This window comes from Streptomyces sp. LUP47B (assembly GCF_001746295.1).
Classification (GTDB): Bacteria; Actinomycetota; Actinomycetes; order Streptomycetales; family Streptomycetaceae; genus Streptomyces.
The window spans coordinates 1-16,387 of sequence record NZ_MJAH01000022.1 but is presented as its reverse complement, the minus strand read 5'-3'; the positions used below and the strand labels follow the sequence as shown (position 1 = coordinate 16,387).

The window sequence follows — 16,387 nt, the reverse complement described above, 5'->3', positions numbered from 1 at the left end:
GGCGGATCGTTGATATCGAGGCATAAGCTCCCACAAACGCAACTCCAATGAGAAGGGCACGGCCGCCGCACGTGAGGGACACACGAGAGAGCCGGCTGCTCCTGGTGCTGCTGATCGCCGTCGCGTTCGCGCTGATCACGGTCGACATCCGCGGCGGGGAGGACTCACCGGTCGACGGTGCCCGCCAGGCCGCGGCCGCCGTGTTCGGACCGATCGAGGACAGCGTGTCGACCGCGGTCGATCCGGTCGGCAACGCCGTGTCGGCCGTCCGCGACTCCGGCGAGCGGCACGACCGGCTCGCCGAGCTGGTGAAGGAGAACGCGGCCCTCAAGGCGAGACTCGGCAGCGACGACCGCAACTCCAGCCGTCTCAAGCAGCTCGACAAGATGCTGAAGACCTCCGCCGAGGGTCAGTACGGCATCAAGGGCGCCGAGGTCATCGCCATAGGAGCGGCCCAGGGCTTCTCCTGGACGATCACCATCGACGTCGGCGCCAATGACGGCATCCAGCGCGACATGACCGTCCTCAACGGCGACGGCCTGGTCGGCCGCGTCACCACGGTCGGCCCGAACACCGCCACCGTGCTCCTCGCCAACGACCCCGACTTCACCGTCGGTACCCGCATGGAGGCCACCGACGAGCTCGGCTTCGCCTCCGGCCAGGGCGACCGTCCGCTGCGCGTCGAACTCCTCAACGGCAAGGCCGACGTCAAGAAGGGCGACCGTCTGGTCACCTTCGGCTCACAGGCCGACAAGCCCTTCGTCCCCGGCGTCCCGGTCGGCGTGGTCTCCCGCGTCGACCCTTCCGGCGGCGACCTCACCCGCACCCTCTACGTCACGCCGTACGTCAGCTTCACCAAGCTCGACATCGTCGGCGTCGTCGTCCAGGCCCCGAAGAAGGACCCGCGCGACACGGTGCTCCCGGCCAAACCGAAACCGACGCCCACGCCGACCGTGACGGTCACCGTCACCCCGTCCGCCAATGCGCCGGTCGACGGCGAGATCCAGCAAGAGCAGTAGGAGCTGTAGTCATGCGCGTCAACCGGATCCTGCTGTCCTCCGCCCTGGTCGTGGTCGCCCTGGTCGTCCAGGTGAGCGTCCTCGCCCGCCTCCACCTCCCGGGCGCCGTCCCCGACCTGCTGCTCCTCACCGTCCTCGGCCTGGCTCTCGTCTACGGCCATGTCGGCGGCGCCCTCGTCGGCTTCGGCGCCGGCCTCCTCGCCGACCTCGCGCCACCCGCCGACCACGCGGCCGGCCGCTACGCCCTGGTGCTGTGCGTCATCGGCTACCTCGCCGGCCTCGCCAAACCGGAGAACGGCAGACTCAGGTCGGCCACCGGCCCCATGGTCGTCGTGGTCGCCGCCGCCATCGGCACCACCCTGCTGTACGCCGGTGTCGGCGCCCTCGTCGGCGACACCGCCGCCCGCCATGTCGGCCTCCCCAGCCTGCTGTTCACGGCCGCCCTGTACGACCTCCTGCTCGCCCCCTTCGTCGTCCCCGGCATCATGGCGCTCGCCCGGCGCGCCGAGAACGACCCGCTCGCCGAGACCGGCTCCGGTGCCAACTCGGCGAACATCTCCTCCGGGTGGCTGTCCTCGGGCACCGGTCTGAAGATCGGCGGCCAGCGGGGCGGCCTCGGGAGCCTGAAGACGAAGGCACGGACCCGGACCGCGCGGGTGGGCCGCATCAAGGGGGTCAAGCGGCTGTGACCCCATGGAAGTTGGCGGACCGCGCTCACAGGTTCGCCGTATATGACACATACACACACTGAGAGGGGGCGGCAGCCGCAGTGACCAATGCCCACCCGTCTCCCACCACCACCCTCAAAGGGATGGGCTTCGCCCATGACTAACATTCCGGAGACCGGACGGACCCCACGGGTCCAGATCCGGCTCGTCGTCATCCAGATCCTCGTGCTGTCCCTTCTCGGCACCCTCGGTGGCCGCCTCTGGTATCTCCAGATCCGCGAAGGCGACGCGTACGCCAAGGAAGCCTCCGGAAACCACGTCCAGCAGGTCGTCGAGCCCGCGGTGCGCGGCTCCATCCTGGACGCCCGCGGAGTGCCCCTCGCGGACAACGAGACCCGGCTGGTGGTCTCCGCCTCCCGCACCGACCTGCTGAAGATGAAGGACGACGGCAAGGCCGTCCTCACCAAGCTGGGCAAGGTCCTCGGCATGTCCACCGAGGAGGTCACGCAGAAGGTCCGGCTGTGCGACGCGAAGACGCCCCAGCCCTGTTGGAACGGCTCGCCGTACCAGCCGATCCCCATCACCGACGAGGCCACCCCCAAGCAGGCGCTGCAGATCCGCGAGCGCGCCGAGGACTTCCCCGGCATCACCGCCGAACCCGAGGCCGTGCGCCGCTACGCCGCCCCCGGCAAGTCCAACACCGCCCAGGTCCTCGGTTACCTCTCGCCGGTCACCGACGAGGAGATCACCAAGGCCCAGGACACCGACTCGCCCTACCTGCGCTCCGACCAGGTGGGCCGCTCGGGCCTGGAGCGCCAGTACGACAAGGAACTGCGCGGCAAGGCCGGCGTCACCCGCTACGAGGTCGACAACCTCGGCCGCGTCATCGGCCAGGCCGAGGCCGACGAGGCCCAGCCCGGCGCCAACCTCGTCACCAGCATCGACGCCCGCGTCCAGCGGGTCGCCGAGTACGAGCTGAATCAGGCGATGAAGACCGCCCGCAAGCAGTTCGACAAGATCACCGGCGAGAACTACAAGGCCGACTCGGGCGCCGTCGTCGTGATGGAGGCCAAGACCGGCCGGATCGTGGCGATGGCGTCCGCCCCGACCTACGACCCGAACGTCTGGGTCGGCGGAATCTCCGCCAAGGACTACAAGGAGCTCACCGGCAAGGGCTCCGACTACCCGCTGCTCAACAGGGCCATACAGGGTCAGTCCGCACCCGGTTCGACGTTCAAGGTCGTCTCCACGGCCGCCGCGGTCGAGGCCGGCTACGAGTGGGACGGCGGCTACCCCTGCACCAGCTCGTACTCCGTGGGCGGCCAGGTCTTCAAGAACTTCGAGGGCGAGAGCTTCGGTCCCATCTCCCTCGGCCGCGCCCTGGAGGTCTCCTGCGACACCGTCTTCTACGGCCTCGCCGACCGGGAGTGGAAGAAGGACGGCGGCATCAACCCCAAGAAGGGCGAGCCGAAGGACTACTTCTACAAGGCCGCCCACCAGTTCGGCCTCGGCAAGGAGACCGGCATCGACCTCCCCAACGAGGTCACCGGCCGCGTCCCCGACCGCCAGTGGAAGGAGTCGTACTGGAAGGCCAACAAGGACAGCTGGTGCAGGACCGGCAAGAAGGACGGCACCTACGTCGAGAAGATCGCGTACGAGAACTGCCTCGAAGGCAACAAGATGCGCGAGGGTGACTCCATCAACTACTCCATCGGTCAGGGCGACACCCTCGTCACCCCGATCCAGGAGGCCAGGATCTACGGGGCGCTCGCCAACGGCGGCACCATGTACCAGCCGAGCATCGGCAAGGCGATCATCAGCGCCGACGGCAGGACCGTCCAGGAGATCAAGCCCAAGGCGACCGGGAAGCTCCCGGTCAACCAGGCCACCATCAAGGGCATGGACACCGCACTTGAAGGCGTCGTCACCCGCGGTACGGCCGCCTGGAAGTTCGGCGGCTGGCCGCAGGACAAGATCCCGCTGCACGCCAAGACCGGCACCGCCGAGGTCTACGGCAAGCAGACGACGTCCTGGCTGGCCACGTACTCCAAGGACTACACGGTCGTCATGACGATCGCTCAGGCCGGTACCGGCTCGGGCGCCTCGGGTGAGGCCGTGCGCCACATCTACAACGCCATGTACGGCGTCTCGGCCGACGGCACCATCGACAAGAAGAACGCGCTGCTGCCCACCCCTGAGAAGAGCCTGCCCAAGGTCCAGACGGACGGGACCATCAAGTCCCCGAAGATCGCCAAGGACCCGGCCAAGGAGCAGCGGGCGAGCCAGGAGGCGTCGCCCGAGCCGGACGGGACGCAGCAGGCCGCGACCGTGAACACGCCGACCAACGGGAACCGTGACACCCGCAGGCGGCGCCGCAAGAGGGGGAGCCGGAGGATGCTCACATGACCGGGGCGAACAGCTTCCAGGTCTCCGGGTACGGCCCCGCGCGCGCGGGCTGGACCCGGCTGCTGGCCCGCGACTCGCTCGCCCGCCGGCTGGACTGGCCGATACTGTTCTCGGCCCTCGCCCTGTCCATGATCGGCTCGATCCTGGTCTTCTCGGCGACCCGCAACCGCACCGAGATCAACCAGGGCGACCCGTACTACTTCCTGATCCGCCACCTCATGAACACCGGCATAGGGTTCGCCCTGATGATCGGCACGGTATGGGTCGGCCACCGCACCCTGCGCACCGCCGTGCCCCTGCTGTACGGCGCCTCGCTCTTCCTGCTCCTACTGGTGCTCACCCCGCTGGGCTCCACGGTCAACGGCGCCCACTCCTGGATCGTGATCGGCGGCGGCTTCTCGCTCCAGCCCTCGGAGTTCGTGAAGATCACGATCATCCTGGGCATGGCGATGCTGCTCGCGGCCCGGGTCGACGCGGGCGACAAGCCCTACCCCGACCACCGCACCGTGCTCCAGGCCCTGGGCCTCGCCGCCGTACCGATGCTCATCGTGATGCTCATGCCCGACCTCGGGTCGGTCATGGTCATGGTCATCATCGTGCTCGGGCTGCTGCTCGCCTCCGGTGCCTCCAACCGATGGGTCTTCGGACTGCTCGGCGCGGGCGCGGCCGGCGCGATCGCGGTCTGGCAGCTGCACATCCTGGACGAGTACCAGATCGCCCGCTTCGCCGCCTTCGCCAACCCGAGCCTCGACCCGGCGGGCGTCGGCTACAACACCAACCAGGCGCGGATCGCCATCGGTTCGGGAGGCCTGACGGGCGCGGGCCTGTTCCACGGTTCGCAGACCACCGGCCAGTTCGTCCCGGAACAGCAGACCGACTTCGTCTTCACCGTCGCCGGCGAGGAGTTGGGCTTCGTCGGCGCGGGCCTGATCATCGTCCTGCTCGGGGTCATCCTGTGGCGGGCCTGCCGGATCGCCCGCGAGACCACCGAGCTGTACGGCACGATCGTGGCCGCCGGAATCGTGGCGTGGTTCGCCTTCCAGTCCTTCGAGAACGTCGGCATGACCCTCGGGATCATGCCGGTCACCGGTCTGCCCCTGCCGTTCGTGTCGTACGGAGGATCGTCGATGTTCGCCACATGGGTCGCGGTGGGACTGCTGCAGTCGATCAGAGTGCAGCGGCCGATGTCGGCCTAGGCAGGTCGGCCGGGTGGTGGCGGCCCCCTGCCGTAACCGCCCGCTGACCACTAGATTTGACTCATGGCGGACACAAAGCGGGAGATCGAGCGGAAGTACGAGTCCGACGACAGCGGCCTACCCGATCTGACCGGAGTCGCCGGGGTCGAGGCCGTCGTCGACAAGGGCGTCGCGCATCTGGACGCCACCTACTACGACACGGCCGACGAACGCCTCGTGGCGTCCTCGATCACCCTGCGCCGCCGCACGGGCGGATCCGACGCGGGCTGGCACCTGAAGTTGCCCGTGTCCGAGGGCGTGCGCGACGAGATCCGGGCCCCCCTCTCCGACACCCTCCCCGACGAACTCGCCGCCCTGGTCCGCTCCCGGGTCAGGGGCGTCGAGCTGCTGCCCGTGATCCGGCTGCGCTCGGACCGTGATGTGCGCCACCTCCTCGACGCGCAGGGGCGCTTGCTCGCCGAGGTCAGCGTGGACGCCGTGCACGCCGAGCGGCTCAGCGGCGGCGTCGGCGACGCCCAGTGGACCGAGATCGAGGTGGAGCTCGCCGACGACGGCGACCCTGCCTTCCTCGACAAGGTCGAGAAGCGGCTGCGCAAGGCGGACGTACGGCCGTCCGCCTCCTCCTCGAAGCTGGCCCGGGCCCTCGCGGAGACGGCCCCCAAGAAGAAGAGCCCCGTCACGGCGGACCCGGTGACGGCCGGCGACCACGTCCTCGCGTACGTCCGCGCCCAGCGGGACGCGATCCTCGAACTCGACCCGGCCGTCCGCCAGGACGCCGAGGACTCCGTGCACAGCATGCGCGTCGCCACCCGCCGGATGCGCAGCACCTTCAAGTCGTACGGCACGGTCCTCGACCGGACCGTCACCGACCCGATCGGCGACGATCTGAAGTGGCTGGCCGGCGAACTGGGCGTGGAGCGGGACCGCGAGGTGCTGTCCGAGCGCCTCACCGCGGCTCTCGACGAGGTGCCGCGGACGCTGCTCTACGGGCCGGTCGCCTCGCGGCTGAGCACCTGGGCCGGTGACCGCCCCGGCGGGGCGAGCGCCCGGCTGATCGGCGTCCTGGACTCCCGGCGCTACCTCGCCCTGCTCGACACCGTGGACGCGCTGATCGCCGACCCGCCGCTGCTGAAGGCGGCCGGGAAGAAACCCCACAAGGTGATCGCCAAGGCCGTGCGGAAGGATTTCCGGAAGGTCGCCGGGCTCGTCGGACAGGCGCTGGAGCTGGAGCCCGGAACCGACCGGGACACCGCGATCCACGAGGCCCGCAAGAAGACCAAGCGCACCCGCTACGCGGCCGAAGCGGCCCGCCCGGCCCTCGGCAAACCGGCCAAGACCATGGTCAAGTCCATGAAGTCGCTCCAGAACCTGCTGGGGGAGCACCAGGACAGCGTGATGGCCCGGCAGACCCTGCTCGAGCTGTCCGCGGTCGCCCACGCGGCGGGGGAGAGCGCCTTCACCTACGGGCTGCTCTACGGGCGTGAGGAGCAGCGGGCGGCGGCCGTGGAGGCCGAACTGCCCGGCTTCTGGGACGGGATCAGGGGCGAGGCGGACGGCCTCTGACCTTCCGGGCGTACGGGGGGTGGTCGCGGCCGCGTTACGCTAGATGGTCACCCCTGTCAGTTCAGCCAAGCCCACCGAAGGTTCGCGAGATGCCTGCCGAAGTCGCTGCGGCCGCAGAGTCTGTGTTTCCGCAGCTCGAAGCTCTGCTCCCGCATGTGCAGAAGCCCATCCAGTACGTCGGCGGAGAGCTCAACTCCACCGTCAAGCCGTGGGAGTCCTGTGACGTCCGCTGGGCACTGATGTACCCGGACGCGTACGAGGTCGGGCTGCCCAACCAGGGCGTCATGATCCTCTACGAGGTGCTGAACGAACAGGAGGGCGTCCTCGCCGAGCGCACCTACAGCGTGTGGCCGGACCTCGAGGCGCTGATGCGGGAGCACCACGTCCCGCAGTTCACGGTGGACAGCCACCGGCCCGTGGGTGCCTTCGACGTGTTCGGCCTGTCCTTCTCCACGGAGCTGGGCTACACCAACATGCTGACGGCGCTGGACCTGGCGGGCATCCCGCTGGAGTCCAAGGACCGCACGCTCGACGACCCGATCGTGCTGGCCGGCGGCCATGCGGCCTTCAACCCCGAGCCGATCGCGGACTTCATCGACGCGGCGATCATCGGCGACGGCGAGCAGGCCGTGCTCGACATGACGAAGATCATCCGTGACTGGAAGGCGGAGGGTCGGCCGGGCGGCCGCGAGGAGGTCCTCTTCCGCCTCGCGAAGACGGGCTCGGTGTACATCCCCGCCTTCTACGACGTCGAGTACCTCCCCGACGGCCGTATCGCGCGCGTGGTCCCCAACAAGTCGGGCGTCCCGTGGCGCGTGTCCAAGCACACCGTCATGGACCTGGACGAGTGGCCGTACCCCAAGCAGCCCCTCGTCCCCCTCGCGGAGACGGTCCACGAACGCATGTCGGTCGAGATCTTCCGCGGCTGCACCCGGGGCTGCCGCTTCTGCCAGGCGGGCATGATCACCCGCCCGGTCCGCGAGCGCTCGATCACGGGCATCGGCGACATGGTGGACAAGGGCCTGAAGGCGACGGGCTTCGAGGAAGTAGGCCTCCTCTCCCTGTCGTCCGCGGACCACTCGGAGATCGGCGACATCGCCAAGGGCCTGGCGGACCGGTACGAGGAGGACAAGATCGGCCTGTCCCTCCCCTCCACCCGAGTCGACGCCTTCAACGTGGACCTGGCGAACGAACTGACGCGCAACGGCCGCCGCTCGGGCCTGACCTTCGCCCCCGAGGGCGGCTCGGAGCGCATGCGCAAGGTCATCAACAAGATGGTCTCGGAAGAGGACCTGATCCGCACGGTCTCCACCGCCTACGGCAACGGCTGGCGACAGGTGAAGCTGTACTTCATGTGCGGCCTGCCGACGGAGACCGACGAGGACGTCCTGCAGATCGCTGACATGGCCACGAAGGTGATCGCCGAGGGCCGCAAGGTCTCCGGCCAGAACGACATCCGCTGCACGGTCTCGATCGGCGGCTTCGTCCCCAAGCCCCACACACCTTTCCAGTGGGCCCCGCAGCTCTCGGCGGAGGAGACGGACGCCCGCCTGGCGAAGCTCCGCGACAAGATCCGCGGCGACAAGAAGTACGGCCGCTCGATCGGCTTCCGCTACCACGACGGCAAGCCCGGCATCGTGGAAGGCCTGCTGTCGAGGGGTGACAGGCGGATCGGCGCCGTGATCCGCGCCGTCTACGAGGACGGCGGCCGCTTCGACGGCTGGCGCGAGCACTTCTCCTACGACCGCTGGATGGCTTGCGCCGACAAGACGCTGCCCGCCTTCGGCGTGGACGTCGACTGGTACACGACCCGCGAGAAGACGTACGAGGAAGTCCTCCCCTGGGACCACCTCGACTCCGGCCTCGACAAGGACTGGCTCTGGGAGGACTGGCAGGACGCCCTCGACGAGACGGAGGTCGAGGACTGCCGGTGGACGCCTTGCTTCGACTGCGGGGTGTGCCCGCAGATGGACACGGCCATCCAGATCGGACCGACCGGGAAGAAGCTGCTGCCTCTGACGGTCAAGAACGCCGCGTCGGCGCCCGCTGCGAGTGGGCACTCCCACTGACGTGAGTGAGGCGTCGCGGCGCATGGTGGATGCCCTGGGGGACGGCAGCGAGGAAGAGTCGGTCGCTGACGTCCCCTAAGGCCGGTCAGTGTGTTGCGGTGGCCAGTGCCGCGCGGATGGTGTCCTCGTCGGTCGGCCGGCCCTTCTCGTCCGAGTAGGGCCCGTACGGGGTTCCCCACACCGGCGTGCCCGTCGACTGCCGCCAGCTGTCGGCCAGCGGTCCCGCGTCCACGACGCTGAATCCGATGGATTCGACGAACGCGGTCACCGCCGCCTTCGCGGGCGCGGAGTCCCCGGCGATCGGCAGGTAGGAGCGGTCGGTCGCCCGCGCCGGGCGGGCGAGTGACAGCAGGTGCTTGTAGAAGATGTTGTTGAACGCTTTTACGACCATGGCGTCCGGGAGGTACCGGAGCAGCAGTTCGCTCGAGGTGAGCGACTTGCTGTCGAGTTCGGGGATGTTCCCGTCACGCTCGGGGCCGTAGTTGCAGGTGTCGATGACCGTCTTCCCGGCCAGTGACGCGGCGGGCAGGTCGGGGAACGCCTTGACGGGCACCGTGACCACGACGATGTCACCGGCTGCCGCGGCCTCCCCGCTCGACGCCGCGGACGTCCGCGGCCCCAGTTCCGCGACCGTGTCCGCGAGCGTCTCACGACCGCGCGAATTGCTGAGCACGACCTGGTGCCCGGCCTCGATGGCGAGCCGCGCGACGGTACTGCCGATCTGTCCGCTTCCGATGAATCCCACAGTCGTCATATTCTCGGCGTCCCTCTCTGCGATTTGGGTCGCTGGGATCAGCCGGCGGGGAAGTAGTGGCCGTTGTCCAAATCGGCGAGCAGGCCGGGCTGGGCGGGTTCCCAGCCGAGGTCCCGGCGGGTGACGAGGTTGGACGCCGGGTAGCTCTGCGTGACGATGTTCGCGAGGAACCCGAAGTGTCCCGGCACCATCAGTACGTCCACGGGAATGCTTACCGTGGGCAGGCCCAGACGGCTGCCGATGGCCTCGGCGATCTCGCGGAGCGGAATGCCACCGTCCCCGACCGCGTGCCAGTACCTGCCGGCCGGCCCCTTCTCCAGCGCCAGGCGGAACACGGAGGCGAGATCACGGATGTGCACGGCGTTCCACAGGTTCGCGCCGTCTCCGGGGTAGCCGACGAAACCCTTCTCCTTCGCGAGCGCGATCAGCGTGGGGAGGAAGCCGACACGATCGGTCGTGCTGTGCGCGATGTTGGCAATCCGCACGACCGAGGACCGCACTCCCCGCTCGGCGAGACCGACCACGGCACGTTCCACGTCGTTACGAACCCGCAGGGTGCCCTTGTACTCATCGCCGCCGGGAAGAGCCGGGTCCTCCTCGGTGGCCGGTCGGCCCAGGTTCCCCGGCGAGCCTATGCTCCCCGCTGCGACCAGCGGCTTTCCGGTTCCCTCGAGTGCCTCGCCGTACGCGAGCATGATCGGGACCTCCGCGGCGGCCACGGCGTCGAGCCCGCCGGTGGGAAGCAGGTCCTGCCTGTGCGCGACGTGGATGACGCCGTCGGAGTCCGCGGCCGCCTCCTTGAGCCCGTCCAGATCCTCGAGGTCGCCGCGGCGCACCTTCGCGCCGAGCGCGGACAGTGCCGCCGCGGCTGTGTCCGACCGGGCCAGGCCGGTGACCTCGTGCCCGGCGGCGATGAGCTCGGGGATGATGTACGAACCGGAATGGCCGGTCCCGCCGGCGACGAAAACGCGCATTTCGCTTTCCTTATAAGGGTAGGTGGAGAGGCTTTTCTTCTCGTGCCGTGGATCGACTGACGTGAAGTGGCGCGAGAAGTGGTGATGTGGTCGCGCTCAGCCGATAACTGCGTCGGCGGGGGCCGCCTTGGCGACCTCCTGCGTGCCGGAACTGCCCTCGGCCCCGACAGTGGCGCCGCCGAGCGGGGCGGCCAGTTCCTGGCCTTGGCCGGGTCACGGTCGATGATCTCGACGGCGTTGATGTTCCCGCTTTCGGGTTCCGCTTTCTCGTTCCGATGTCGAATTCTTCTGTCGAATTCGATTCGGCCCCAATAGGTACTTATTAAGGCTGCCATCCATCTGAACGGGTGTCCAAGACCTCTTTTGGGCGTGGTGATACCCTGGAGGCATCACCGGATTGGGAGATGCCATGGAGGATATGGACCTGCGTAAACTGCGCTACTTCGTCGCCGTGGCCGACCGGTTGCACTTCGGCCGCGCCGCCGATGAGCTGCATATCGCGCAGCCGGTGCTCAGCCGGCAGATCCGCGCGCTCGAGCAGGATCTCGGTGCCTCGCTGTTCACCAGGGACCGTCACGGCGTGGCGTTGACCGACGCGGGCCGCCAGCTGCTGGCCGATGCCGGTCCGCTGCTCGCGTCCGCGCACGCGGCCCGCCGCCGGGTGTCCGTAGCGGCCCGGGGTGGCCGGCGGCTGATGGTCGGTTTCCGGGCCGGCATCCCGGTGATCCCGGCGGCGCGGGCCTTCGAGGCCCGGCACCCGGACGTGGTCGTGGACGTACAGCGCGTCGAGGGGGACGACCAGGCCGCGATGCTCCTCGACGGCCGTATCGACGTCGCCTATGTGCGGCTGCCCCTCGACGAGGTGGGCCTGCGTGTCCTCCCGCTGTACACCGAGCCGCGGGTGGCGGTGCTGCCCGCCGGCCACCGGCTGGCCGGCAAGGAGGAGCTCACCGAGGCCGACCTGGCCGGCGAACCCCTGCTCTGGCACGCCGACCCCAACACACAGCCCACCCGGCGCCCGCACCCCAACGCCGGGTACCTGGTACGCGGGGTGGACGAGACCCTCGAGCATGTCGCGGCCGGCCGGGGCATCTCTTTCCTGGCCCGCTCGGCATCCGTGTTCTACTCACATCCGGACGTCGTCTACGTGCCCGTCCCGGACCTGACACCCGACCAGGTGTGCCTCGCGACAGCGGCATCACACGCCTCACCGGTGATCGACGACTTCATCACCGCGGCCCAGACGACCGCCGAGATCACGGCGGAATGCGGGAACTACGAAATGTGGCAGCAGGCAAGCGATGCCGTTTCACAGCACAGTTGAGCAGTTCGACTGACAACAGCAGCGCCAACAGGGGGCACGGTCACAGCAATGGCGTGCCTCTGGGCAGGTCGGCAGGGCGATCGGGAAGAGGGTTCCGCTCCCTCTTCCCGACCGCCCTGCGTTGGACGGGATTCACATGTGCGGTTGTGTGGTGATGCGGCTGACGGCGGGGAAGTGTCGTCGCCTGTACGTCAGTTGCAGAAGCTGAGGATGGGCAGGAGGCCGTTGCCGCACTGGAAGTGCTCGCCGTCGCCACCACCGTGGCCGCCGGCCGGGGCGGCCTTGGTGACGGCGTGCGTGGCGGGCGTCGCGGCGACGGCGGAGGTGGCGGTTGCCATCCCCGCCGCACAGGCGATGCCTACGGCGACAGTCACCGCGAATACTCGCGGAAAGCGGGAAACGGCCTTCTTGGAGAGAGGTGTTGTGTTCATGAACTCACCATGCACACCCTCACGACCGGTTGCTCGCCGAGCGCATCTGAGTGGGTGAGCGACCCTCCGTCCGAGGCATTCGCCGTGCGGCCGGTGCCGTGGCCGCCCCTCAGCATCTCGCTGCCGGGGTACCCCCTACTTGCTTACGGCGAAGCGCATGAGGGCCAGTTCGTCGCCCTGCTTGATCTTGCCGGTGGTGTTGATCACTTCGAGCTTCCAGGCGTTGCCGACGCGGACGGCCTTGGCGACCGCGCAGCCGTTGTCCGTGGTGAGCATGCTCGGCCAGATGTCGGCGACCTGCTGGGAGCTGCCGCCGCTGGCGTCGTAGACCTTGAAGCTGATGTTGCGGGCCTTCTGGAAGGAACTGCCCTTCTTGTAGGCGGCGGCGACGAAGACGATCGAGGTGATGTGCGGCGGGAGCTTCGCGAACTCGACGGTGACCGTCTCGTCGTCGCCGTCCCCGTGGCCGGTCTGGTTGTCGCCGCTGTGCAGCAGGGAGCCGTTGCCTATCGGGTCGAGCGAGTCGAGGCCCGCCAGACGCACCGGGTCGCCGTCGTGCATGGCGATGGCGATGAGGTCGAGGTCCGTGCCGGACTTGCGGCGGAGCTTGCCGATCACCCCGCCGCTGGCGCCCGCGGTGGGGTCCCAGGAGGCCCCTATGGACAGATGGGTCACGCCGTCCAGGTCGGCGGGGCCGTCTTCCTTCGTAAGCGTAATCATGGGGACATAGTGCACGGGCCCGCGCCGGGCCATGGAGCGGCCCCGTGAAACCAGGTGGTCCGGCGGCCCGTGGTCTCGCCATCATGGGGCGATGCCGCAGCTGACCCTGCCCGACGTCCGGTTCCACGCCTCCTACCTCGACGCGATACGTGAGTTCACCGACGCGAGCCTCGACCCGGCCGTGCTGGAGAGCGGGCAGCGCGGGATGAACGAGAAGGCGTGGCGGGAGCCTGCGGGATTCGCGGCCCATGTGGACATGCTGCGTGCGGAGACGCGACGGCCGCGCAGGCCGGACCGGGTGCCCATGACGAACCTCTGGTACGTCGAGGACGACACGTTCCTGGGCAGGCTCTCGATACGGCATCGCCTCACCCCGCACCTGCTGGAGCTCGGCGGCCACATCGGATACGTGGTACGCCCCGGTGCCCGGCGACGGGGACACGCGACCGCCATGCTCGCGGCCGCTCTGCCCGTCTGCCGTCAACTCGGCATCGACCGGGCCCTGGTCACCTGTGACGCCACCAACACCGCGTCTCGTAAGGTGATCGAGGCCAATGGCGGAGAATTCGAGGACCGGCGCGGTGTAAAGCTGCGGTACTGGATCCGTACGGGGAACTGAGGCGTCTACGTCGTTATGGACCTGGAGAAGCAGCCCGCGCCGCAGGCACCCCCGCCCGAGGGATGTCTGACCGTCGCGATTCGCATCCCCGTACGCATCGTCGTGCTCGTGCTGGTCGTGCCCGTGCGGATCGTGTGGGACGCGTTCGTCGTGGTGGGGCGGTTCCTGCGGGACAGCGTGCTGCGGCCGCTGTGGCGGGCGCTGGTCGTCTGGCCGTGCGTGGCCCTGTGGCGCTATGTGGTTGTGCCCCTCGCCAAGGCGGTCGGATGGCTCGCCAAGGTGCTCGTCGTCATCCCCCTGGTGTGGCTGTACCGGTATGTGCTGACGCCGGTCGGGCAGGGCATCGCGTGGCTGGCGCGGGGGATCGCGGCCGGGCTGGTGTGGCTGTACGCGCGCGTGCTCACTCCGGTCGGGCACGGGATCGTGTGGCTCCTCAAGGGCGTCGGCGCGGTACTCACACTGATCGGGCGCGGCATCGCGTGGGTCCTGCGGGGGATCGCGGCCGGGCTGGTGTGGCTGTATGCGCGCATGTTCACTCCGGTCGGGCACGGGATCGTGTGGCTCCTCAAGGGCGTCGGCGCGGTGCTCGCCTGGATCTTCACGCCGATCGGGCGCGCGATCGTCTGGTGCGCCAGGGGGCTCGCGTGGCTGGCGGGCACCGTTGTCACCGGCATCGGTGTCGCCCTGTACTGGATCGCCCGCATCCTGCTCGTCCTGCCCGCGGTCGCCCTGTGGCGCTGGGTCCTCGCGCCCCTGGGAAGGGTCCTTGCCGTCGCCGGCCGGGAGGTGTGGGACGCGCTCGGGCACGCCTGGCGGATCGCCGGGCACATCTCCCTCGCGGTCGGGCGGTTCCTCGGGACCCTCTTCCGCTGGATCTTCGTCGAGCCGGTGCGCTGGGTGTACCGCACGGTGCTGACCCCGGTCGGGCACGTGATCCGGGACGTGGTGCTGCGTCCCGTCGCCGAGGCCGCGCGCAGTGTGGGACGGATCACCCGGGCAGCGCTCGCCTCCGCCCGCGAATCCGTACGGCAGGCCCGGGCGGACTTCCGGCGGATGCTCTTCGGCGACGCGGGCGAGGTGGGCGCTGTGCGCGATGTCCGCGCTGTCGGCGAGACCCGTGAGCGTGAGGCTGTGGCCCTGCGGGAACCGACGGGCGCCGACACACGTACTCTTGGTAGCAGTACGACCGCACTCACGAAGGACTGAGCGACACTGGGCAAGCGACAGCCCGAAGGCCCGCCGCCCGCACCGGCGGTGCAGCGCATCCGACTGCGCTACACCAAGCGCGGCCGCCTCCGGTTCACCAGCCACCGTGACTTCCAGCGCGCCTTCGAGCGTGCGCTGCGCCGCGCCGAGGTGCCCATGGCGTACTCGGCGGGGTTCACGCCGCATCCGAAGGTGTCGTACGCCAATGCCGCACCCACCGGCACGGGCAGCGAGGCGGAGTACCTGGAGATCGCGCTCACACAGGCGCGCGACCCGGAGAAGCTCCGGCTTCTCCTCGACGAGTCGATGCCCGCCGGGCTCGATGTCGTCGACGCGGTCGAGGCCCGGACCTCGGGACTCGCCGACCGGCTCACCGCTTCCGTATGGGAGCTCAGGCTGGACGGCGTGGACCCGGCAGAGGCCGGGCGCGCGGTCGCCGCGTTCAACGCCGCCGAGGCAGTCGAGGTCCAGCGCACCACCAAGAACGGCCTTCGGACCTTCGACGCCCGCCCCGCGGTCGTACAACTTGAAACGCACAGTGAACTTGCTGATAGGCCGACCGACCAGCCCTGTGCGATACTGCGGCTGGTTGTTCGGCACGTGACGCCTGCCGTTCGACCCGACGACGTCCTGTCCGGTCTCCGCGCCGTGGCCGACCTGGCGCCGCCGGTCCCCGCAGCGGTGACCAGGCTGGCGCAGGGGCTGCTCGATGAAGAGACCGGCACGGTGACCGACCCGCTCGCGCCCGACCGCGAGGCAGTCGAGGCCCGTTCAACGGCCGAAGCGACTGCCGCCGCGAAGACGCCGGCGTAAGGAAGGTCCCGCGAAGGACGGGCGTCGTAGCGCAGCCCTCGTACTCGGGAGCCACCTGGGTCGGGCAGTGCACTGACCACAAGACTTTCGCCAGGCCGTACCCAACAAGGGCGTACGGAACCGGCGAGACAGGACACAGAGAGCTCCCGTGCGGCGCCCGCGCCCCGGACGGCGGCACCGCGCATCGCGCGAGCCGCGGACGTCACCGGCATCCCTGCCGGACCAGGTGCGGCGCCCGGGAGCCTGACGGGAGAAATGCCCGCATGCTCGAACCGACCGAACCCATCGAGGGTTCCGAACAGAACACTCCCAGCGACACCCTGCCGCCGCGTCGTCGGCGCCGTGCCGCGTCCAGGCCGGCGGGACCGCCGGTCGCCGCCGCCCCGGGCGGCGAGGAGGTCGTCGCTCCGGCCATACCGGCCGCGGAGGCTGAGGACCTCGTCACGGACGAGGAGGAGAAGCTCGACGAGAACGTCGAGACCACTGAGAGCGCCGAGTCCGCCGCGCCCGCCGGGCGTCCGCGTCGGCGTGCGACGCGCCGGGCGTCCGCGCCCGCCGGTGCGACCGCGTCGGCCGAGGCTGCCGAGACCGTGGTGCCGGTGGCCGCCGAGGCTCCCGCCGAGAC

General features: G+C 69.5%; 15 protein-coding genes. 11 read left to right on the top strand and 4 right to left on the bottom strand.

The features are described from left to right. Positions 1-71: 71 nt before the first annotated feature. The 6 genes from mreC (at position 72) to BFN33_RS43005 (ending at position 8,921) form a co-directional block, all read left to right on the top strand. Positions 72-1,019, top strand: coding sequence for a rod shape-determining protein MreC (mreC, locus tag BFN33_RS43030; RefSeq protein ID WP_069765672.1), 948 nt, complete (start codon positions 72-74; stop codon positions 1,017-1,019). Between the two features lie 11 nt (positions 1,020-1,030). Continuing rightward, entirely contained in the window at positions 1,031-1,708 is a 678-nt protein-coding gene (mreD, locus tag BFN33_RS43025; protein WP_069765671.1) for a rod shape-determining protein MreD, read from the top strand. Positions 1,709-1,843: 135 nt separating this feature from the next. Continuing rightward, positions 1,844-4,093, top strand: a complete 2,250-nt coding sequence (mrdA, locus tag BFN33_RS43020; RefSeq protein WP_069765670.1) for a penicillin-binding protein 2 — start codon at positions 1,844-1,846, stop codon at positions 4,091-4,093. Continuing rightward, positions 4,090-5,289, top strand: a complete 1,200-nt coding sequence (gene rodA, locus BFN33_RS43015; RefSeq protein ID WP_069765669.1) for a rod shape-determining protein RodA — start codon at positions 4,090-4,092, stop codon at positions 5,287-5,289. The genes mrdA and rodA overlap by 4 nt, the downstream gene beginning before the upstream one ends. A gap of 63 nt (positions 5,290-5,352) precedes the next feature. Continuing rightward, positions 5,353-6,852 (top strand): CYTH and CHAD domain-containing protein, encoded by a 1,500-nt coding sequence (locus BFN33_RS43010; RefSeq protein ID WP_069765668.1) that lies wholly within the window; start codon positions 5,353-5,355, stop codon positions 6,850-6,852. Between the two features lie 89 nt (positions 6,853-6,941). Beyond that, positions 6,942-8,921, top strand: coding sequence for a TIGR03960 family B12-binding radical SAM protein (locus BFN33_RS43005; protein WP_069765667.1), 1,980 nt, complete (start codon positions 6,942-6,944; stop codon positions 8,919-8,921). An 85-nt stretch (positions 8,922-9,006) separates the two neighbouring features. On the opposite strand, the gene BFN33_RS43000 is transcribed toward BFN33_RS43005, so the two are convergent. Beyond that, the gene (locus BFN33_RS43000; protein ID WP_069765755.1) at positions 9,007-9,666 is read right to left on the bottom strand and encodes an NADPH-dependent F420 reductase; all 660 of its coding nucleotides are present in this window, start codon (positions 9,664-9,666) and stop codon (positions 9,007-9,009) included. A gap of 47 nt (positions 9,667-9,713) precedes the next feature. Continuing rightward, positions 9,714-10,649 (bottom strand): SDR family oxidoreductase, encoded by a 936-nt coding sequence (locus tag BFN33_RS42995; protein WP_069765666.1) that lies wholly within the window; start codon positions 10,647-10,649, stop codon positions 9,714-9,716. Between the two features lie 409 nt (positions 10,650-11,058). Between BFN33_RS42995 and BFN33_RS42990 the strand changes: the two genes are divergently transcribed. Next, entirely contained in the window at positions 11,059-11,973 is a 915-nt protein-coding gene (locus tag BFN33_RS42990) for a LysR family transcriptional regulator (protein WP_069765665.1), read from the top strand. Positions 11,974-12,164: 191 nt separating this feature from the next. Here the strand turns inward: BFN33_RS42990 and BFN33_RS52850 are convergent, their stop codons facing one another. Together BFN33_RS52850 and BFN33_RS42985 are read right to left on the bottom strand one after the other, a co-directional pair. Next, positions 12,165-12,404 (bottom strand): hypothetical protein, encoded by a 240-nt coding sequence (locus BFN33_RS52850; protein WP_141758058.1) that lies wholly within the window; start codon positions 12,402-12,404, stop codon positions 12,165-12,167. Between the two features lie 135 nt (positions 12,405-12,539). Continuing rightward, positions 12,540-13,124: a TerD family protein gene (locus BFN33_RS42985; RefSeq protein WP_069765754.1), complete on the bottom strand. Its 585-nt coding sequence runs from the start codon at positions 13,122-13,124 to the stop codon at positions 12,540-12,542. Between the two features lie 91 nt (positions 13,125-13,215). On the opposite strand from BFN33_RS42985, the gene BFN33_RS42980 reads away from it, so the two are divergent. From BFN33_RS42980 to BFN33_RS42965, 4 genes are all read left to right on the top strand, one after another. Next, complete coding sequence (locus BFN33_RS42980) at positions 13,216-13,743, top strand: GNAT family N-acetyltransferase (RefSeq protein WP_069765664.1); 528 nt, start codon at positions 13,216-13,218, stop codon at positions 13,741-13,743. Between the two features lie 15 nt (positions 13,744-13,758). Next, positions 13,759-14,949, top strand: a complete 1,191-nt coding sequence (locus BFN33_RS42975; protein ID WP_069765663.1) for a hypothetical protein — start codon at positions 13,759-13,761, stop codon at positions 14,947-14,949. 48 nt (positions 14,950-14,997) lie between these two features. After that, positions 14,998-15,762: a TIGR03936 family radical SAM-associated protein gene (locus tag BFN33_RS42970; protein ID WP_069765662.1), complete on the top strand. Its 765-nt coding sequence runs from the start codon at positions 14,998-15,000 to the stop codon at positions 15,760-15,762. 263 nt (positions 15,763-16,025) lie between these two features. Next, on the top strand, positions 16,026-16,387 hold a 362-nt coding region (locus BFN33_RS42965; RefSeq protein ID WP_141758057.1), incomplete at its 3' end, for a hypothetical protein.